Origin of the sequence: Paenibacillus sp. F4, from assembly GCF_002894905.1 — a bacterium.
Taxonomy (GTDB): Bacteria; Bacillota; Bacilli; order Paenibacillales; family Paenibacillaceae; genus Paenibacillus; species Paenibacillus polymyxa_B.
On sequence record NZ_POVS01000013.1, the window covers coordinates 275488 to 294740 of the forward strand.

Genomic DNA, 19253 nt, shown 5'->3' on the forward strand with positions numbered 1-19253 from the left:
TAATCATCAAACCTGACTGTAGCGGCGGTCAGGTTTTTTTGATACGCTTGGATATGATATAGTCTTTGTAGGATGGGACCTGTACAAGGCAACTGTCGTATGAACGGAGGATGAAGGACGTGTCGTTATCTTATTTGTGGAGCCGGTCGTTCTTGACGTGCCGGCCTTTTTTGTGGCTGCTATTCTGGTGTAATCTGGTGGGAACGGTGTATGGGTACATATGGTATGGGGGGCAGTTGGAATATACACTAAATTATCACCCAATGTGGCAGATTGTATTTGTGCCTGATAGTCCGACGGCGAGTCTGTTTTTTACGATCTCTATAGCATTTTTGCTCTATTCTCCGCGTCTCAAGAGCTTGAAGGCCATTCGCCAGATCATCGAGGCATTGGCTGTTGTCACGAGTGTAAAATATGGCATCTGGGCTTCAGCTATTATTTTTTGGGGAGTTGCGCAGGGGGGGCATATGATATGGCAGGATTGGATGCTGGTGGCATCTCACACGGCAATGGCGGTCGAAGCACTGCTGTTCGTGCGTTTTTTTACCTGCAAATGGACTGCTTTATGCCTAGCCGTACTCTGGACATTGTTAAATGATACGATGGATTATACATTTGGTATATATCCGTATCTTCCGAAGACGCTAACGGATGATGTACCACAAGTGCGTGCTTTTACCTATATGCTGACCCTTGTCAGTATTATAGCGGCATGGCTTGCCATGTTTGCGCGCAATCGAATGGGAGTAGAAGTGGAGAAATAGAGATGAACATTGTTATAAACCAAAAAGAATATATATTTAAAAAAGGAACCGTGATGATCATAAAATAAGAAAGAGCTTTAATCATTTAGCTAAACAAAGTTTTGGTTTTGATTTTGAAGCTTGGTATCAATTGGGCTTTTGGAATGATAAATATATCCCTTACGTACGGCAGGGCAACTGTGATGCTATGTATTTGTTCGCAATGATAGTGTGAAGAATTTTTACCCTAAATTCGGGTTTGTTTCAGCACAAGAATATCAATTGAACCGGGAAGTAATCATAAACAACTTGGACATTAAAGTTGAGAAATTGAACCTGGAAGAGCAGTCGGATTTAAAGTTACTGAAAAATAAAAGTGCTAGATTAAATCCGTATTCACTTTTTGCTGCGGAAAGTAGTGAATGGCTGGTCTTATTCTATGGCATCTCGTTTTTTAAAGATAAATTTATGTATATACCTCAATATGACACGATTGTGGTTGCAGATTTTGAGGGGGATACCATTTGTCCTAAAGCAAGTTCTAGTCTCGGTAACCTTGCCATACAGTAAGGTGAGGAGGGATGTCCCATGATTAGGGGTCAGGCGTTTCAAATTATGATACGTATTGTTTCGAGTGTTGTTTTATCTATGGTCCTGCTGCTGTCCGTCTGCGTCCCTCCAGGTGTGGCAGAAGCGCGTGATCAGTCAAAACCCGTAGGAAATACAAAAGAGATTGAGGAACTGGATCATGCAGCTGCGATACTGTACCGAGATGTGATGGACGGGAACATTGAAAAAGCGCGCGCGGATGTAGCCGAAGTGAGTCGATGGTTTGGCACTGGACAGGTGCAGGCAGCGTTATCTGTAGAGGCCATTCATGCTTTGTCCGGCAGCATCCTTGAGGTGCAGCAAGCTACACAGTCCGTCCAAGCATCACCGGATGAATGGGTGAAGGCTGCGGCCAATTTACGACTTGCGACAGATGCGCTTGCACATCCGCGTCAGCCCTTATGGCAGCAGTATTATAAGATTTTAAAAGAAGATGTTAGTGGCTTGAACAGCCAGTTTGCTAAAGGCAACATGAAGGGTTTCAAAGTTGGAGCCGCGGTGCTGGAGGACCACTATGAGACGATCCGTACAGCAGCATTGATTCATGGCAGAACAAGTGAAGTTGTCCGGGCTGATTCATGGATTTCCTACGTCAAAGGATTGGGGGATCAGCAAAATGCAGATGCCTCAGCGATTAGAGGGGCGTTGGATCAGGGAAATCCGACGTTTAATGCCTTGTTTGGACGTGAAAAAGACGCCACTGCCCTTGCGCCATTTATCCCGCGTGAAAGTGAGCGCCGGGCAGAATTGGCAATCGGCATGATTGTTCTGCTGGCGCTGGCCTATGCAGGTTATCGTAAATATCGAGCTGGTTTCTCTGGATAACGATGCAAAATTCGAATATTCGCGTCGTTGGCTTCTGAGCCATCCATATAGGTTAGCCCATCGCCCGGTTTTCCGGGCTATTCCTCTTTGAACCCCTCTCCATGTACATCATGCACATCCTGTATGATAATAAACGCCCGTGGATCAACCGATTTAACAATTTGGTGCAAACGTCGTATTTCCTGACGAGGCACGACACAATAGGCAACATGCTTGGCCTGCTTGGAAAATGCACCTACAGCCGGAATAATAGTAACTCCACGATCCATGTCCCTAATAATAATATCCGCAATGTCCATCGTGTGGTCGCTGATAATCATAAAGGCTTTGGCAGAATAGGCCCCTTCTTGTATAAAATCAATAATTTTGGACGCGATGAACACGGCGACTAATGTATATAGAATTTTTTCTTTTGGTATGTAAAGTAGTGAAGCACCGATAATGACGATATCAATGACCAGCAAAATCCTTCCCATACTCCAGCCAAACTTCCGGTTTAGAATACGAGCGATTATATCCGAGCCGCCCGTGGTGCCGCCAAAGCGGAACACAATACCTAATCCGGCCCCAAGCGTAACCCCCGCATATAATGAAGAAAGTATAAAATCGTGTTCAGTTTGAAATGTTCCCATCCATCCGAAATGAATCATTTTTTCATACAACCACAGAAAAAAAGTGAGCGACCCGATACCTACCCCTGTATATAGAATTTGCTTGCCCCCAAGCATTTTCCACCCAATTAAAAATAAAGGAATGTTCAGCAGCAATGTGGAGAGAGAGGGTGAAATCGAAAAAGCATAATTGAGCAGCAGGGTGATACCTGTAATACCACCTTCCATCAGTTTACTGGGTATTATAAAATAAAGCAGACCGAATGCATAGATGGCGGTCCCGAGCACAATGGGTAAAATCAGTTTAAGCTGTTCCATGGACTTGGATATCTTCATATGATCCCTCGCAGTAGCAGTTTAAGGAAGAACGACTTCATGCTGATTTTGCTAAATCGCAGCTCCTTATATGTAGTATACCTTTTTACGCTATCTTTAAAAGACTGATGACTGTAAGTTGGGATCATAAGTACACAATTGAGGATTTTGCAAAATCCTGAATTAAAAAAATTTGTTTTAAAATGTGCTTTACGATAACATATGAATAAACCTGCACATGGGGGGATTGCGTGTTTCATGGAAAAATCATTAGATGTAATTCAACGTGAGGTAGACCAGTATATATCTCAATTTAAGGAAGGGTATTTTAGCCCTTTGGCGATGTTGGCCCGGATGTCTGAGGAAGTCGGAGAACTGGCGAGGGAAGTCAATCACTCCTTTGGCGAGAAACCGAAAAAAACGGATGAGGCGGACAATTCCATTGAGCTGGAGCTCGGGGACATTTTGTTCATCACAGTTTGCTTTGCGAACTCACTAGGTATAAATTTGACCGAGGCTCATGATAAGGTCATGCAAAAATTTAACACGCGTGACGCGAATCGCTGGACCAAAAAGGACACCGATTAGGCGTTTTGTACATATGCTGTACCAAACCGGTTACCCGGAGGTGCAGTGTCATGAAGGCGGAGGAATACGTTCAGAAAGCTTATCAGTGCATTTTGCAGAACGATTTTGAGCAGGCCGTGGAATGGTTTGAAAAAGCAATTTCAGCCCAGCCTGATCATGCGGAGCATTATTTCCGGTGCTCGGTTACCTATGCTCGCAGTGGTCGTTTGGAGCAGGCTCTCGCCTATGCAGAGCATGCGGTTCGTCTCGCTCCACAGCAGGATGAATATGTTCTCCATCTGCATGCACAGGAAGCCAGGCAGCATACGGAGAAGGCCAGAAAAATGCTGGATGTCGACAGAGTTACGCCACAGGTGCGTCAGGATGCGATTTTGCTACTGGAACGAGCAATAGCCCTCGATCCGTTATGTGGGGATGCTTTTTTGCTGCTCGCATTGATTTATGACGAATTGAATGAGTATAAGCTGGCTGTGCAGGCTGCTCGTGAGGCGGCTGCACTGTTTCCTCACAATGTGCAGCTTGCCAACCTCATGAAGAAGTTATGCCAGCAGATGAATGAACAGATCTAGCACAAATGGATGCATAAGGAGTTGTAGGGATATGTCAGAACCAATAAAAGTGGCTGTTGTAGGAGCAGCAGGGCGTATGGGCCGTGAAGTTGTCAAATTGGTTCTTCAGGATGAGGAACTACAGCTTGTGGCCGCAGTGAACAGAACACATGCCGGCAGTGATGCCGGCCTTCTCGTCGGACTACCGGAAGCGGGTATCGCTATTGTGGAGGATGTGGAGCAGGCATTACTGGATAGTCGAGCGGATGTCATGGTCGATTTTACGGGGCCGCGTTTTGCGTACGCACATACAGCGCTTGCTATTAAGCATGGAGTTCGTCCGGTTATCGGAACGACAGGGTTTACCCCCGAACAGATTGATGAACTGGACAAGCAGTGTCGTGAGCAGCAGATTGGCGGTTTGATCGCGCCAAATTTTTCGATTGGAGTCATTTTGATGATGCGGTTTGCGGCTCAGGCAGCGAAATACTTCCCACATCTGGAAATCATCGAATATCATGGTGACCAAAAATTGGACGCGCCATCGGGCACAGCCATTAAGACCGCGGAGCTGATCGCCGAACAGCGTGAAGAGCTACGACAGGGTAACCCGGAAGAGGAAGAAACGTTAGAAGGATCACGGGGGGGTTACTATCAAGGGTTCCGTGTCCACAGTGTCCGTCTTCCCGGTGTGTTCGCACAGCAAGAAGTGATATTCGGAGGGTTTGGACAATCTCTGAAGATTCGTCAGGATTCTTATGAACGGGCGGGCTATATGCCGGGTGTTAAAATCGGTATTCAGAAGGTCATGGAGCAGCCAGGGCTTGTATATGGATTTGAGCATTACATCGATTAAGAATACGCGAATGATTTGACGAATGAAATTATAGAATGAGGCAGGAGGAACTTTGAATGTTAAAGATTGCATTTATAGCGCATGACCGAAAAAAGGATGAAATGGTAAATTTCATAACGGCCTATGAGCATGTTTTTACAGATCACCAGTTATTTTCAACAGGTACAACAGGTCTGCGCATTATGGAGCAAACCAAGCTTCAAATTCACCGTTTCATGTCCGGGCCGCTTGGAGGAGATCAGCAAATCGGGGCTATGGTTGCACAAAATGACATGGACTTGATTATATTCTTGCGTGATCCGCTTATGGCACAACCACATGAGCCGGATATTAGCGCCCTGTTACGTCTATGTGATGTACAAGGGATTCCTCTGGCAACCAACGTTGCAACTGCTGAAATACTGGTTAAGGCGCTAGACCGTGGCGATTTTGCTTGGCGTGAGCTGGTACATAAATATAAACCGGGGATTGACCAGCAGGGTGATATAAAATGACACTGGACATCTTGATTTTCGGAGCCCATGCCGACGATGCAGAAATAGGAATGGGAGGCACGATTGCCAAGCATACAGCCGCTGGTTTAAAGGTGGGTGTGTGCGATTTGACGCGGGCTGAAATGTCATCCAATGGTGATGTGGATACTCGTATGGCAGAGGCAGAACACGCCGCAAAAGTACTCGGACTTGCCGTGCGGACGAATCTAGGTCTGCCGGATCGTGGATTATATGTAACTCCAGAACATGTAGCTGCAGTTACAGCAGAAATACGGCGCCATGCACCGAAAGTCGTATTTGCTCCTTATTGGGAGGATCGGCATCCAGACCATGTCATGTGCAGCAAGTTAGTGGAGGAAGCGGTATTTAACGCCAAGTTGCGACGTTTTATGCCAGAAAATCCTGCGGTACAGGTAGAGCAATTATATTTTTATTTTATTAATGATATTGGCAGAACGGATTTGATTGTGGATATCACCGAGTATTATGAAGCCAAAGAACGGTCTTTGTTGAGTTATGCTTCGCAATTTCAGGCAGCGCCTGGAAAGGATACAGTATCCACACCATTAAATCAGGGATATGTGGAGCGCGTAAAAGCTCGCGACTCGTTGTTGGGTCAGCGCAAACTGATTTCGTATGCAGAAGGCTTTGCGTCCAAAACGCCATATCTGGTTAAGCTATTCACATAAGAATTCTATACTTGAGCATTTTGCAGAATGTTAAAATAAATCGGCAGGAAAGTTATCACTGATGAGCGGAAGGAGGCAGCTTAGCTTGAATGACAAATTGAAAATTGGAATTACCTGTTACCCGTCGTTGGGTGGCTCCGGCGTAGTGGCTACTGAGTTAGGTAAGTTGCTGGCAGAAAAAGGGCATGAGGTCCATTTTATTGCCAATAGCATTCCGTTCAGATTAGGCGGGGCGTTTCAGAAAAATATTTTTTATCATGAGGTTGAAGTTAACGATTATTACGTGTTTAGATATCCCCCCTATGATTTGTCACTGGCGACCAAAATGGCCCAAGTCGCACAAATGAAGAATTTGGATGTACTCCATGTTCATTATGCGGTACCACATGCAGTATGCGCATACTTGGCGAAGGAAATGGTGGGTGATCATCTGAAGGTGGTAACCACCTTGCACGGTACGGACATTACAGTGTTGGCACAGGATGAGTCGTTGAAGGACCTGATTCGGCTGGCTATTAACAAAAGTGACGCTGTGACGGCGGTTTCCAAGGATTTGATTCGGGAGACGATAGATGCGTTGGAAATTACACGACCTATTGATTTAACCTACAATTTTGTAGATAAACGGGTATATTATCCACGAGATGCCGCGGCGCTTAGAAGAGATTTTGCCCAACCGCATGAAAAAATAATGATGCATATTTCCAATTTCCGTCCTGTCAAAAGAGTGGGAGATGTGCTGGATATATTTGAAAAAGTGCAACGTAAAGTACCTGCGAAGCTGCTGCTGGTGGGAGAAGGACCGGATCTTCCAAAAATCCGTTGCAAAATCGAGAATTTAGGTCTGCAAGATAAGGTCTTCTTTTTAGGTAAGCAGGATCAGATCGCAGAAGTGATTTCTATGGCGGATGTGCTGCTGCTTCCCTCGGAAAAAGAAAGTTTTGGTCTGGTTGCACTGGAAGCAATGGCCTGTGGAGTGCCGACAATCGGTTCTCAGGCAGGGGGAGTACCTGAACTCGTTGTGCATGGAAGTACGGGGTATCTTGCTGAAATCGGTAATACTGAGGCAATGGCTGATTATGCAGTAGAGCTGTTGTCCGATGAAGCGATGGCGGAACGTTTCCGTGAAGCGTGTCTGACCCGCGCCCGTACCGTTTTTTGTGATGAGCTGATTACCCGTCAATATGAAGAGATATATTACCGTGTGTTGGGACGCGAGGTGCCGGATCTTAAACCGATCAGCGTTTAAGAGGGCGGACTCGCGTCCGTTTTTTATATTGAATACTTGCAAAGGGGGAAACCCTATGAATACAAATACTTGGCAATATGCTGACCAAGAGATGGCATTTCATGGCAGAGAGGTCATACATACACTAACAGCAGCAGGCCACGAAGCCTACTGGGTCGGTGGCTGTGTGCGGGATGAGCTATTAGGAAGAGCCATTCATGATATGGATTTGACTACTTCGGCTGAGCCTGAACAGGTCATAGCGCTATTCCCTCACGTCATTCCGACAGGAATTCAGCATGGGACGGTTACAGTCATGCAGGGTGGCCATGCGTTCGAGGTAACCACTTTTCGAACGGAAAGTGGTTATGCCGATCACCGCCGTCCAACGGAAGTTGCCTTCGTGAAGGATATCCGTGAGGATCTGATGCGACGGGATTTTACTATGAATGCGATTGCGATGGCAGAACACGGAGAGCGGGTGGACCCGTTTGGGGGAGAAGCCGATTTACGAGCCGCTCTCGTTCGTTGTGTAGGCCGAGCCGAGGAACGTTTTGAAGAGGACGGGTTACGAATGCTGCGTTGCATCCGTTTTGCCTCTGTGTTTCGGTTCCGTGTTGCTTACAACACCTGGAAAGGCATGATTCGGCGCAAAGAGAGACTTCGTTACATAGCCATGGAACGTGTGCGGGTCGAGCTGGAAAAGATGCTAGCGGGCCCTGACCCTTTACGTGGGTTGGAGATGCTGAGCCGTAGCGGATTGCTCGGTTGTACGAAGGTTCCGGTTCCTTGGGAACAATGTGAAGCATGGGCGCTCAAGGGGATCGTTCAACTGCAAGAAGAACTGCGGTGGGGCCTGCTCTTAATGTCTTGTAGACTTACCTCAGAGGCAGCGGACGAGCTACTAAGAGCTTGGACCTTTTCCAACGCGGTACGACTTCGGCTGGTTCATCTGCTGGAATGGGAGACCGAATTAATCTACAGTACTAGTGTCATAGCTGGCGACTTCGTTCCGGAGGAGTCTGACATTATCAACGATGAGGTGCTGCATCGTAGCTGGATTCGACTGCTAATTAGACTGGGAAAGGATACAGCTTCAGACTGGCTTGATCTTTACAAGACACTGCCTGCTTCATTCCGCGGATTACCGCCGTGGGTAGAAAAGCATGTGGCGAGAACAGCCGAACTGGCAAGCTCGTGGACAAAGCAGGCTGTAGTCGTTCGTATCAAAGATTTAAATATTACAGGAAATGAACTGGTTCAAGCGATGAATCGACCAGGCGGACCTTGGCTGGGTCAGATGATGGAACAGCTTTTACAAGCTGTTGCCTGCGGAGATATTCCGAATGAAACAGAAACATTGCTTCAGGAAGCGAAACGGGTGATGAGTAGTGAATAATCATGAAAGATTGTTAGGCATACTGGAGGAAGGTACATCCGATTACCTATCAGGGGAGGAAATCAGCCGACGCCTGTCGGTTAGCCGAACAGCAGTATGGAAGCAGATCAACAAACTGCGTGAGTTAGGCTACAACATTGATGCCTCCTCGCGTCGGGGTTATCGGTTGATATCCCGACCGGATCGGCTGGAAGTCTCCAAATTGGCCAATATGTTAAATACTCAATCGTTTGGGCAGCGTATCGTTGTACTGAATTCGACGGTATCTACTCAGCAGGATGCCATGCGTTTGGCAGAAGAGGGAGCGCCAGAGGGGACAGTAGTGATTGCCGAGGAACAAACGGCAGGTCGGGGACGTTTGGGACGGAAGTGGTATTCCCCTCGTGGCAAAGGAGTCTGGATGAGCATTGTGTTGCGTCCTACCCAGCCCTTGGCTTTTACCCCTCAGCTAACGCTTCTGACAGGTGTAGCAGTGTGTAGGGCCATTCGTCGGCTGACGGGTGTGAAGGCTGGTATCAAATGGCCAAACGATCTGCTGATTCATGGTCGCAAATTATCCGGTATTCTGCTGGAATCTGCAACAGAGGATCAACGGGTTCGCTACTGTATTGCAGGGATTGGCATTGATGTGAATTTGAATAAAGAAGATTACCCGGAAGAGTTATCGCAGGTGGGAACGTCCTTGAAAATAGAAGCAGGGCGTGAAATTGACCGTACTGTGCTGATCGCCTCAGTTCTGGAAGAGATGGAACAGCTAAGTAAGTTGTATGCTGAGCAGGGGTTCCAGCCTATAGCCATGCTGTGGGAGGCTTTGTCCGTGACTATGAACCGTAGCGTACGGGCACATACCGGACAAGGGATAACTGTAGAAGGTACAGCTGTTGGCTTGGACCCTTCCGGGGCACTCGTGGTAGAAACGGATCAGGGAGAGCGAATTCAGGTCATTTCAGGGGATATACAATTGTAGAAGCGACCCTAGCTATGAAAACGATCGAAATCGTTCTATTCCCTGTGCAAAACTTCACGTGAAAAAGCTGATGTTTTTTGTTATACTGTGCAGGAGGCGGCATCGGACGGTCCGAGCTGCACTCCAGGGGCACATGCTCTACTTTAGCAAGTTTGTAAGACCATCATAACTTCATTTGAAGGTTACGTTGGATTCTGCTCTGAGCCGAACAGGACCGAGACAGAAGGGACGATCTCAAAATGAGTGTCTTTTTTGGCTGTTCGGACCTTTTGATGACGCAGATGTACAGGCGTTCATAAAAGGTTATTTTTTGTGCCAAAAAAAAGATGGAAGGGAGCCATTCGTAATGGCAGGAAAACAAGCACTGAATATTGTGAAAATGAAAAAAATGAAGCAAGAGGGCATTCCGCTCAGTATGCTGACCGCCTATGATTATCCATCGGCTAAAATAGCCGAGGAGGCGGGAATTGACATGATTCTCGTAGGTGACTCGCTGGGTAACGTAGTTCTTGGTTACGATTCAACCATCCCTGTAACCTTGGATGATATCGTGTACCATTCCCGGGCAGTCGCAAGAGGCGCGGAACATACATTTATCGTAGCGGACATGCCTTTTATGACATATCACAGCAGCGTATCAGAAAGTCTTCAGGGCATCCGCCGTCTGATGCAGGAAGGGCATGTGCATGCTGTTAAATTGGAGGGCGGAGCTGAAATTGCCGATGTTGTAAAAGCAACTGTTCAGGCAGGTGTGCCTGTATTGGGACATATCGGGCTTACTCCGCAATCGGTTAATCAAATTGGCGGCTATCGCATTCAAGGTAAGGACGAAGCGGACGCACGCCGGTTAATGGCGGACGCCAAGGCGCTGGAGCAGGCTGGTGCTTTTGGTGTTGTACTGGAATTGGTAACTGAGGAAGTGGCAACAGCGATTTCTAAAGAGCTTTCCATTCCAACCATTGGAATTGGTGCTGGACGTGGATGTGACGGTCAGGTACTTGTTTATCACGATCTGATTCAGTACGCATCGCCTTATTTCAGCAAACGCTTTGTTAAAACCTATGCCGATGTAGGCGGCTTGATCCGCAGCAGCATTGAGCAGTATGTGAGTGATGTGAAAGGGCGGGCATTTCCGGCCGCGGAGCATGTGTTTAGCGCGGATGACCGCGTTGTGGAATCCCTGTATGGTAAAGCAAAAGGACAGACACAGGAACAAGCTAAGGAAAAGGTGGAATCACGATCATGATCATCGTAAGAGAAGTGGCTCAGCTGCGCAAGATTATTGCTGAACGTCGGCAGCTTGGGACAAGCGGAACAAAAAAGGTACACGGTTCTACCTCTTTACAGCAACATAAAGTCGGCTTTGTACCAACAATGGGATACCTGCATGAAGGGCATGCGAGCTTAATGCACAAGGCGCGTGAAATGGCGGATACGGTGGTGCTTAGCATTTTCGTAAATCCGATTCAATTTGGACCGAATGAAGATCTAGACAGCTATCCTCGCGATGAAGCTCGTGATTTGGAGGTAGCGCGGCGCGAAGGCGTGGATATTGTTTTTTTGCCAACTGTAGCAGAAATGTATCCACAACCAACCCAAACCAAAATTCGTGTATCCGCTTTGACAGATCGTTTGTGCGGTGCTTCCCGTCCCGGCCATTTTGATGGTGTGACTACGGTGGTAGCCAAGCTTTTTAACATGATAGGTCCTGATTTGGCTTTCTTTGGAATGAAGGACGCGCAGCAGGTTGCTGTGCTCCAGCAGATGGTGACTGATCTCAATATGAACGTGACTATCGTACCTTGTCCCATCGTCAGAGAGGCGGATGGTTTGGCTCTCAGCTCTCGTAATGTGTATTTAAGTGCAGAACAGCGCCAGCAGGCGTTGGTGCTGTCTCAGTCACTGCGTAAGGTGCAAGAAGTGAGCGAAGATATAGTAACAAACACAATTACGATTCGTCAGCTACATCAATTGGTGGAGTCCACCATTACTTCCTCTCCTTTAGCAGACATTGATTACATTGAAATATTAACTTTTCCCGGTCTGGAGCCCCTTCTTCCCGAGCAGCGGCTATGTGATGTTCAGGAAGACGTCATCGTAGCGCTGGCTGTGAAATTTGGCAATACCAGACTGATTGACAATATAAGAATACAGAAGGCGGAGGTGCTTTCCCATGTTTAGAACCATGATGAAATCCAAAATTCACCGTGCTACGGTTACGGAGGCTAACCTGAACTATGTGGGGAGTATCACTATAGATGAAGATCTCATGGAGACATCGGATTTGTTGGAGAATGAAAAGGTTCAAATTGTAAACAATAACAATGGAGCTCGACTGGAAACCTATGTTATCCCCGGACCGCGTGGGAGCGGCGTGATTTGTCTCAATGGTGCGGCAGCCCGTTTGGTGCAGCCTGGTGATACAGTCATTATTATTTCCTATGCTTCCATGTCGAATGAAGAGGCCAAAACATACAAACCAACAGTGGTATTTGTTGATGAACATAATAAACCAGCCCAAACGATGAACAAAGAAGTACACGCGACGATCATGTAATGAATGGGAGTGCGGATGAAACCCGTCTTTTAAGCGAAAAATGTGAGTGTATAATCCATCTTTCATAAGGGCGGGATGCACATGTTCCAGCATGTATTCGCAGAAATGAACAGCATGTTAGATGATATCGTGAAGCATTACCCATCAGCCCAGGGCTCCCGCAGGCAGGAGCTGCTACAGCACTGGAGTCTGCTGCGGAGAATGAGTGACGGAATTATGGATGAGTGGCTGGCCTTTGAGGAAAAAATGGTTTGCCTGCGTGCGGCCGGGTTTTCCGCGGAGACCGATATGTCTGACACGGAGCTGCCTGAAAAAGAGCTGCCAGCTTTTAATCGGGGGCAAGGGTATTATCGATTACTCATGTACCCTGAGGCGATCCAACAATTTGAGCAGGTACTACAGCATTTTCCGAACAGCTGGCAGAGTCGCATGTATATGGGAATGGCCTATTTTCAACTAGATGATCCAGCAGAGGCTGTATGCCATTTTCAGAAGGTGCTGGACCTGACTGAACAGGCAGGACTGAAGGCGGTCATCTATAATGCGCTAGGCTGTCTGTTGGCAAAGCAGGCTGACGTAGAGGAGGCGCAAAAATGTTTTGCTCTCGCACATCAGTTCGATCCTGCGTTACCCGAGCCGCTGCACAATATGGAAGCCTGTCTGTCCGGTACCGAAAAGCTTCGATACGACAGCTCCATGATGACCTGGATGTAGTTGTCAGACACCGAGCAAGACGATGCATGCCCACCTCTCAGGCGGCGTGTGCATCGTCTTTTTTGGCTGTCTTAATTTCCAAACAGGCGATCTTCTGCTATGCTAATATACAGAGTTATTATTTTTGTAAGTGTCATAAGAAAGGATTAGCCCGAATGAAATTTGCGGTATTGGATTTTGAAACGACAGGCACCCAGTCCGCGGATGACATCATTCAAGTCGGACTTGCAATTATAGATCATGATAACAGCATTTCCCGTGTTTATGGCTCTTATGTAAACCCTGGCAGATCTATTCCCCCTTTTATCACCGGATTGACCGGAATTACAGACGATGACGTCAAGGATGCTCCTGCACTTGAAGAAATGATGATGGAGCTCGTGCCTATGCTGGACGATGTTGTACTGGTCGGTCATAATGTGGCGTTTGATTTTAATTTTTTGCAAAACGCTCTGGATCGGTGCGGATATTTGCCGTTTAGCGGAAGAATCTTGGATACAATGGATTTTCTGAAAATTATGTTTCCATCGCTATCTTCGTATCAGTTGGGTTTTGTGTCTTCTGAGTTCGGGCTGGCGCATGATCGCCCTCACCAAGCAGACAGCGACGCGTTGGCTACGGCTGAGGTGTTTTTAAAGTGTCTGGGTGAGCTTCAAGCATTACCTCTGATAACGATACAGCGGCTTAGCGATTTGTTTGCAGAGGAAGACAGTGACCTTGGATGGTTTCTTGATGGGGTGCGTGAAGAGAAAGAGCTTGATCCTATTCAGGATTTGGAGGGACATCAGTTTTTTCGTCAGCTTGCGCTAAAAGTGGAAGATTGGACGGAGCTAGCTGCTCCGCGTAGAGAAGATGACCCGAATCCACTGTCAGGTGTTTCCTTTGAGGAGTACATGGATGATGTGCGGGACAATTTGCGTTCATCCTTGAGCCAATATGAGGAGCGCGAGGCGCAGATACAGATGATTGAGGGTGTAAATCAGGCACTGAGTGAAGACAAGCATCTACTGATCGAAGCAGGTACAGGAACAGGGAAGTCCCTCGGTTATTTGCTCCCATCGCTGTATCACAGTGTGAAAAAAGGACAGCGAGTTATGGTAAGTACACATACGATCAACCTGCAGGAGCAATTACGCGAGCGCGACATTCCGATGCTGACCAAGGTGATTCCGTTTCCGTTCCGGGCTGCTATTTTCAAGGGTCGGGGACATTATTTGTGTCTGCGTAAGTTTGAACATAAAATAAACAGAAGAGACTTCGCGACACCGAAGGAAGATTTAATTACAGCTGCTCAGATGATCGTCTGGTTGACGCTAACAGAAACCGGTGATGATGAAGAACTGAATCTGAGCAACCGTGGTGGAGATTTCTGGGAAACGGTGGCGAGTGATTCAGAGTCCTGTCTTGGTCGTTCTTGCCCATGGTTCCGCAAATGCTATTATCATCGTGCACGCCATGAAGCAGGGATAGCGGATGTTGTTATTACGAATCACTCTAAGTTGTTCACTGACGTCAAAGCTAGCCACCAGTTGTTGCCGAGCTATGAACATCTGGTGATTGATGAAGCCCATCATCTGGAGGAAGTAGCTGGTAAGCACCTAGGTATGCATATGAAATATTTCACACTCGTGCATACACTGACGCGACTGTTCAAAGACAGCAAGAATGGACAACTGCCTTCACTTCGTCAACAGTTGGCGAAATCGGGGCACGAGAAGTCGACGGATTGGGCCTCAACCATCGATCAGATGTATCCGCTCGTGTTAGAGGTTAAGGAAACTTGGGACCTGCTAAGCGACAAGCTGTTTGGCATGTTGCCAGAGCGAAGCGATGCGACACCGGGTGAAACAGGACAGTTTTCTTCCCGTCTCAAACCTTCAGCCAAGCCTGCAAAGTGGGATCAGGCGGGGGCTTTGGAAAATCAGCTGTATGTAACGATGAGTGAAATTTTGCGCAAGGGCGACAAGCTGATGCTGGACGTCAAGGAAGAACATGACGATTATGCGGCGGATAGCCTTATTACAGATATCACGGGTCTGCTCAAGGATCTGGCGGGGATTCGAGAAAATTTGCGCTTTTTTATGCGACTCGATGATGAAACAACCGTATACTGGCTCGAAGCGAGTGGGCAATTCCGCAGTAAATCATTACAATTTTATGCGGTGCCCGTCGATGTGAGCCGCCAGTTGAAAGAAATGTTTTTTGACAAAAAAAGAAGCATTATTCTGACGTCTGCTACCTTATCGGTAGATAAGTCGTTTCAGTACATGATCGATCAGCTCGGCTTGCAGGAGGCCGCAGATCAAGAGCGGCTGATGACTTCGCAGCTCCCGTCACCCTTTAATTACAGGGATCAGGTGTTGCTGGTCATTCCACGGGATTTCCCAAGCGTGAAGGGCAGTGTAGGAGATGCACACTTTGTAGATATGCTCGTTAGCTCTCTAGGAGCGACTGCTCAGGCGACGCGGGGGAGAATGCTCGTTCTGTTTACTTCCTATCGGATGCTCCGGCAAGTGTATGAGCCGCTCAAAGAGGCCTTAGCATCCAGCGAAATTACTGTGCTGGGACAAGGTGTGGACAGTGGGAGTCGCAGCAAGCTAACCCGCCGTTTTCAGGAAGCCAAAGCTTCTGTATTGCTGGGAACCAGCAGCTTCTGGGAAGGCGTCGATATTCCGGGGAAGGCTCTGACTTGTCTGGCCATTGTTCGCTTGCCGTTTCAACCGCCGAATCACCCGTTGCTGGAGGCAAAAAGCGAGCTGCTCCAGCAGCAGAAGAAGAATCCATTTATGAAGCTGTCTGTACCACAAGCGGTCATTCGCTTCAAACAGGGATTTGGTCGGTTGGTTCGTACAGCGAGCGACCACGGGGTCGTTATCGTTTACGATACGCGTGTGATCGAATCCTATTACGGAAAGCACTTTTTGTACTCGTTACCGGGACCAAAAATGGAGCATATGCCATCGGAGCAAATGGTGCCCCGCATCGCCGAATGGCTCCAATCTGCCCCGGAGACCGAGGCATAACGGACGGACACTAAGTATGTTCGTTACAATTAGGGGGAGCAAGTATGAAATCAGATAAAATTTCAGAGGCTGTCGTACGGAGGTTACCCGTATATTTACGTTATCTGAATGCACTTCACAAACGGGAGGTGGCTACGGTCTCTTCTCAAGAGTTGGGACAGAGGCTAGATTTGAACCCGGCCCAAATCCGTAAAGATCTCGCCTATTTTGGAGATTTTGGTCGGAAGGGTATAGGTTATGATGTTTCTTATCTAATTGAGAAAATACGCCATATCCTGAAAATCGATCAGCAAATTAATGTAGTATTGGTCGGAGCGGGTAATCTGGGTCAAGCCCTTTCGAATTATAACGCTTATTTAAAAGACAATATGAAGATTGTAGCGGTATTTGATGCGTTTCCGGATAAGGTAGGGACCAAGATCAATACATTGGTCGTGCAACCGATGGATGAACTGGAAGCGACTGTGAAAGAAAAAAACATTCGAATCGGGATTATTACCGTACCTGATTTTGAAGCACAGCACGTGGCTGACAGGCTTATTGAGAGCGGAATTGGAGCGATCCTGAACTTTGCACCGACTACTCTCAAGGCACCGGCCAACATTCGGATTCATGCCACAGACTTTACAACTGATTTGCTTAGCCTCGCTTATTATTTGGAGGACGGAAAGGAAGAAACACAATATGACAGTGAATAAATGGATGATTAAAAACGGCTCTTTTGCCGTAAATGGATCAGAAGCTGGGGTAATCCATGGCTTTATGATTGTGGAAGATAGCCGCATTACTTACATTGGCGAGACTTTGCCTTCGGGTGAGGAAGAGACGAAAGCGATCGATGGTAAGGGGCTATTGTTTTTACCTGGTCTGATTAATACTCATGGTCATGCGGCGATGTCTCTGCTGCGTGGGCATGGAGATGACTTGGCACTTCAAGTATGGCTTCAGGAAAAAATGTGGCCTATGGAAGCCAAGTTTACATCTACGGACGTGTACTGGGGTACGTCGTTGTCAGTGCTGGAAATGCTGAAAGGTGGAACAACGACCTTCCTGGACATGTACGATCATATGGATGAGGTGGCTCGTGTAGCTGAAGAGTCAGGTATTCGTGCAAGTCTGATGCGTGGAGCAATTGGACTATGTTCGGAGGAAGAACAGCGAATCAAGCTGGCTGAGGCCGTGACCTTTGCGCGTAACTGGCATGGTAAAGCAGACGGGCGTATTACAACGATGATGTCACCGCATGCGCCATACACCTGTCCACCTGCGTTTATTGAAAAATTTGTACAAGCTGCGCATGATCTGGATTTGCCGCTGCATACGCACATGTCTGAGACGATCGCCGAAGTGGAGCAAAACGTACGCGACTACGGTTTGCGTCCAGTTGCACACTTGGATAAGCTTGGCTTTTTCTCCCGTCCTTCGCTCGTTGCCCATGGCGTTCATTTGAACGACGAAGAAATAGCTTTACTGGCTGAACGTGGTGTAGCGGTTTCGCACAACCCAGGTAGCAACTTGAAGCTGGCAAGTGGTGTGGCAAGAGTGCCTGAATTGCTGCGTGCAGGGGTTACCGTTTCTCTCGGAACGGATGGTCCTGCCAGTAATAATAACCTGGATATGTTCGAGGAAATGCGTCTGGCAGCACTTATTCACAAGGGTGTATCTGGTGACCCTACGGCAGTTCCTGCGAGTGAAGCGCTGCGTCTGGCAACAGAATACGGTGCAAAGTCAATTGGTTTAAAAGAAGTAGGAGCGTTGGCAGCAGGCAACAAGGCTGACTTTATCGCGCTGGATCTGAATCAGGCACATTTCTTGCCCCGTACAGATCTTATTTCCCATGCGGTATACTCAGCAAGCGCCAAAGACGTGGTTCACGTATGGGTAGACGGTCGTCAGGTTGTGAAAAACGGCGAATGCCTGACTATGGACGAGGAACGTATCAAACATGAGGCACAAGCCGCCTTTGAAGGGCTGCTGTCGCGCTAATTCAGGTGTCACATCCCCTTAGAGAGGAAGCACGGGTTTGAAAAATAAAAAAAAGTGGATAGCGGTCGCCATTTTGGCCGTGATACTGATCCTGGTCAGCATTTTCTGGTATTATTCCTATGTTACTCAAGACCAGGTGGCTGAGGAAAATGCCGCTATCATTAAGGCCAAGCAATCAGGTGGTCTGGTTAGCACGACTCAAACATGGAAGTCTGTGTGGGATCAGGTATATTGGGTGGTTCAAGGGAAAAATGCACAGAATGAAAATATAATGGTGTGGGTTCCTTTTCAAAAAGTGGAGGGACAACCTAACGTACCTGCCGCAGATAATAGCGGTGTTCACACCGAGTTGCTGAAGAACGGAGTCGATGAGCAAAAAATGACGGCAATAATTCAGCAGCAACTTCCAGGTGCAAAAATTGTAAGGCTTCAGCCGAGTGTGTTCAATGGCGAATATGTGTGGCAGTTGTTTTACGATGATGGAAGTCATCATTACTACACCTTTTATCGTTTCTCAGATGGGGTAGCGACGGGTGTGAAATATACTTTGCCCAATAACTGAGCTGGTTGAGGATTAGCAGATGTGGAATGAATGACTAGTAAATAATTGAAAGCTCAAGAAAAAGACGTAAATGCGATGAAATTCGTATTTACGTCTTTTAGTCTTGCTATGCCGTAAAATGGACTGAAAGCCAGTGAAGCATCTTTACCTATCCATCTTCTCTCCTAGGGCGAATTCATCTTTATGGCGGGCAGTACGGAGTGGAGGATTTGAATCTGGAGAAGCGGAGCGTTCTCCTTTGCCGCCGGATTTTCTCCGTAAGAATATAATCGAGAAAAATCTGGTGGCAACAGCGATCGTAAGATCAAATCCTACACGCAGCGTCTCGCCTCCACCATAACCAAGATTTTGCCTCATCACAACTCCTCCACACATTGCCTTCGATATTAGATATACGTTATGATATACTATATTTTATAAGTGATAGACAAAAATGATAGAAAAAAGAATTGCTGATCGCTGTAAGATCATGCAATTTGGTTGTTTGTTGACATTCGTCCCGTTTCTTCTGGGTTTTACATTTTGAGAGGAGGATGTTG

Annotated in this window: 21 protein-coding genes; 19 read left to right on the plus strand and 2 right to left on the minus strand. The window is 47.2% G+C overall.

All coding sequences use genetic code 11. The features are described from left to right. Window positions 1-119 precede the first annotated feature (119 nt). The 3 genes from C1T21_RS14510 (at window position 120) to C1T21_RS14525 (ending at window position 2177) form a co-directional block, all read left to right on the plus strand. Window positions 120-764, plus strand: coding sequence for a DUF1405 domain-containing protein (locus C1T21_RS14510; RefSeq protein WP_103048748.1), 645 nt, complete (start codon window positions 120-122; stop codon window positions 762-764). A 288-nt stretch (window positions 765-1052) separates the two neighbouring features. Beyond that, complete coding sequence (locus tag C1T21_RS14520; RefSeq protein WP_103048749.1) at window positions 1053-1313, plus strand: hypothetical protein; 261 nt, start codon at window positions 1053-1055, stop codon at window positions 1311-1313. A gap of 18 nt (window positions 1314-1331) precedes the next feature. Continuing rightward, the gene (locus C1T21_RS14525; RefSeq protein WP_103048750.1) at window positions 1332-2177 is read left to right on the plus strand and encodes a sporulation protein YpjB; all 846 of its coding nucleotides are present in this window, start codon (window positions 1332-1334) and stop codon (window positions 2175-2177) included. A gap of 77 nt (window positions 2178-2254) precedes the next feature. On the opposite strand, the gene C1T21_RS14530 is transcribed toward C1T21_RS14525, so the two are convergent. Then, window positions 2255-3124, minus strand: a complete 870-nt coding sequence (locus tag C1T21_RS14530) for a YitT family protein (RefSeq protein ID WP_069289817.1) — start codon at window positions 3122-3124, stop codon at window positions 2255-2257. A gap of 237 nt (window positions 3125-3361) precedes the next feature. Between C1T21_RS14530 and C1T21_RS14535 the strand changes: the two genes are divergently transcribed. From C1T21_RS14535 to C1T21_RS14610, 16 genes are all read left to right on the plus strand, one after another. Next, window positions 3362-3691, plus strand: coding sequence for a nucleotide pyrophosphohydrolase (locus C1T21_RS14535; protein ID WP_103048751.1), 330 nt, complete (start codon window positions 3362-3364; stop codon window positions 3689-3691). A 50-nt stretch (window positions 3692-3741) separates the two neighbouring features. Continuing rightward, complete coding sequence (locus C1T21_RS14540; RefSeq protein ID WP_103048752.1) at window positions 3742-4260, plus strand: tetratricopeptide repeat protein; 519 nt, start codon at window positions 3742-3744, stop codon at window positions 4258-4260. A 31-nt stretch (window positions 4261-4291) separates the two neighbouring features. Continuing rightward, window positions 4292-5095: a 4-hydroxy-tetrahydrodipicolinate reductase gene (gene dapB, locus C1T21_RS14545; protein ID WP_039271105.1), complete on the plus strand. Its 804-nt coding sequence runs from the start codon at window positions 4292-4294 to the stop codon at window positions 5093-5095. Window positions 5096-5151: 56 nt separating this feature from the next. Further along, on the plus strand, window positions 5152-5589 hold the full coding sequence (gene mgsA, locus C1T21_RS14550) for a methylglyoxal synthase (protein ID WP_013310694.1): 438 nt from the start codon (window positions 5152-5154) through the stop codon (window positions 5587-5589). After that, window positions 5586-6278, plus strand: coding sequence for a bacillithiol biosynthesis deacetylase BshB1 (bshB1, locus tag C1T21_RS14555; RefSeq protein WP_103048753.1), 693 nt, complete (start codon window positions 5586-5588; stop codon window positions 6276-6278). The genes mgsA and bshB1 overlap by 4 nt, the downstream gene beginning before the upstream one ends. A gap of 85 nt (window positions 6279-6363) precedes the next feature. Beyond that, window positions 6364-7527, plus strand: coding sequence for an N-acetyl-alpha-D-glucosaminyl L-malate synthase BshA (gene bshA, locus C1T21_RS14560; protein ID WP_061829193.1), 1164 nt, complete (start codon window positions 6364-6366; stop codon window positions 7525-7527). A gap of 55 nt (window positions 7528-7582) precedes the next feature. Then, window positions 7583-8905: a CCA tRNA nucleotidyltransferase gene (locus C1T21_RS14565; protein WP_103048754.1), complete on the plus strand. Its 1323-nt coding sequence runs from the start codon at window positions 7583-7585 to the stop codon at window positions 8903-8905. After that, window positions 8898-9872 (plus strand): biotin--[acetyl-CoA-carboxylase] ligase, encoded by a 975-nt coding sequence (locus C1T21_RS14570; RefSeq protein WP_103048755.1) that lies wholly within the window; start codon window positions 8898-8900, stop codon window positions 9870-9872. The genes C1T21_RS14565 and C1T21_RS14570 overlap by 8 nt, the downstream gene beginning before the upstream one ends. A gap of 346 nt (window positions 9873-10218) precedes the next feature. Beyond that, complete coding sequence (panB, locus tag C1T21_RS14575) at window positions 10219-11118, plus strand: 3-methyl-2-oxobutanoate hydroxymethyltransferase (protein ID WP_023989139.1); 900 nt, start codon at window positions 10219-10221, stop codon at window positions 11116-11118. Beyond that, a complete protein-coding gene (gene panC / locus C1T21_RS14580) occupies window positions 11115-12053 on the plus strand; it encodes a pantoate--beta-alanine ligase (protein ID WP_103048756.1) in 939 nt (312 codons plus the stop codon). Before panB ends, panC begins: the two co-directional genes overlap by 4 nt. After that, the gene (panD, locus tag C1T21_RS14585; RefSeq protein ID WP_013371641.1) at window positions 12046-12429 is read left to right on the plus strand and encodes an aspartate 1-decarboxylase; all 384 of its coding nucleotides are present in this window, start codon (window positions 12046-12048) and stop codon (window positions 12427-12429) included. The genes panC and panD overlap by 8 nt, the downstream gene beginning before the upstream one ends. Window positions 12430-12510: 81 nt before the next feature. Continuing rightward, entirely contained in the window at window positions 12511-13143 is a 633-nt protein-coding gene (locus tag C1T21_RS14590; RefSeq protein WP_061829188.1) for a tetratricopeptide repeat protein, read from the plus strand. A gap of 155 nt (window positions 13144-13298) precedes the next feature. Continuing rightward, complete coding sequence (gene dinG, locus C1T21_RS14595) at window positions 13299-16166, plus strand: ATP-dependent DNA helicase DinG (protein WP_061829187.1); 2868 nt, start codon at window positions 13299-13301, stop codon at window positions 16164-16166. A gap of 44 nt (window positions 16167-16210) precedes the next feature. Beyond that, complete coding sequence (locus tag C1T21_RS14600; protein ID WP_013310684.1) at window positions 16211-16864, plus strand: redox-sensing transcriptional repressor Rex; 654 nt, start codon at window positions 16211-16213, stop codon at window positions 16862-16864. Continuing rightward, window positions 16851-18152, plus strand: coding sequence for an amidohydrolase (locus C1T21_RS14605; RefSeq protein WP_103048757.1), 1302 nt, complete (start codon window positions 16851-16853; stop codon window positions 18150-18152). The genes C1T21_RS14600 and C1T21_RS14605 overlap by 14 nt, the downstream gene beginning before the upstream one ends. Before the next feature lie 37 nt (window positions 18153-18189). Continuing rightward, window positions 18190-18714 carry a cell wall elongation regulator TseB-like domain-containing protein gene (locus C1T21_RS14610; protein ID WP_025723102.1) on the plus strand — a complete coding sequence of 175 codons (525 nt, stop codon included), beginning with the start codon at window positions 18190-18192 and terminating at the stop codon, window positions 18712-18714. A 144-nt stretch (window positions 18715-18858) separates the two neighbouring features. On the opposite strand, the gene C1T21_RS14615 is transcribed toward C1T21_RS14610, so the two are convergent. Next, window positions 18859-19071 carry a hypothetical protein gene (locus C1T21_RS14615; RefSeq protein WP_103048758.1) on the minus strand — a complete coding sequence of 71 codons (213 nt, stop codon included), beginning with the start codon at window positions 19069-19071 and terminating at the stop codon, window positions 18859-18861. Between the last annotated feature and the right edge of the window lie 182 nt (window positions 19072-19253).

What these genes read in the sequence shown, in the direction of transcription:
- C1T21_RS14525 (WP_103048750.1), top strand. Translation starts at nt 1,332, where the DNA reads ATGATTAGGGGTCAGGCGTTTCAAATTATGATACGTATTGTTTCGAGT.
- C1T21_RS14530 (WP_069289817.1), bottom strand. Translation starts at nt 3,124, where the DNA reads ATGAAGATATCCAAGTCCATGGAACAGCTTAAACTGATTTTACCCATT.
- C1T21_RS14535 (WP_103048751.1), top strand. Translation starts at nt 3,362, where the DNA reads ATGGAAAAATCATTAGATGTAATTCAACGTGAGGTAGACCAGTATATA.
- C1T21_RS14540 (WP_103048752.1), top strand. Translation starts at nt 3,742, where the DNA reads ATGAAGGCGGAGGAATACGTTCAGAAAGCTTATCAGTGCATTTTGCAG.
- dapB (WP_039271105.1), top strand. Translation starts at nt 4,292, where the DNA reads ATGTCAGAACCAATAAAAGTGGCTGTTGTAGGAGCAGCAGGGCGTATG.
- mgsA (WP_013310694.1), top strand. Translation starts at nt 5,152, where the DNA reads ATGTTAAAGATTGCATTTATAGCGCATGACCGAAAAAAGGATGAAATG.
- bshB1 (WP_103048753.1), top strand. Translation starts at nt 5,586, where the DNA reads ATGACACTGGACATCTTGATTTTCGGAGCCCATGCCGACGATGCAGAA.
- C1T21_RS14565 (WP_103048754.1), top strand. Translation starts at nt 7,583, where the DNA reads ATGAATACAAATACTTGGCAATATGCTGACCAAGAGATGGCATTTCAT.
- panB (WP_023989139.1), top strand. Translation starts at nt 10,219, where the DNA reads ATGGCAGGAAAACAAGCACTGAATATTGTGAAAATGAAAAAAATGAAG.
- panC (WP_103048756.1), top strand. Translation starts at nt 11,115, where the DNA reads ATGATCATCGTAAGAGAAGTGGCTCAGCTGCGCAAGATTATTGCTGAA.
- panD (WP_013371641.1), top strand. Translation starts at nt 12,046, where the DNA reads ATGTTTAGAACCATGATGAAATCCAAAATTCACCGTGCTACGGTTACG.
- C1T21_RS14590 (WP_061829188.1), top strand. Translation starts at nt 12,511, where the DNA reads ATGTTCCAGCATGTATTCGCAGAAATGAACAGCATGTTAGATGATATC.
- dinG (WP_061829187.1), top strand. Translation starts at nt 13,299, where the DNA reads ATGAAATTTGCGGTATTGGATTTTGAAACGACAGGCACCCAGTCCGCG.
- C1T21_RS14600 (WP_013310684.1), top strand. Translation starts at nt 16,211, where the DNA reads ATGAAATCAGATAAAATTTCAGAGGCTGTCGTACGGAGGTTACCCGTA.
- C1T21_RS14605 (WP_103048757.1), top strand. Translation starts at nt 16,851, where the DNA reads ATGACAGTGAATAAATGGATGATTAAAAACGGCTCTTTTGCCGTAAAT.
- C1T21_RS14615 (WP_103048758.1), bottom strand. Translation starts at nt 19,071, where the DNA reads ATGAGGCAAAATCTTGGTTATGGTGGAGGCGAGACGCTGCGTGTAGGA.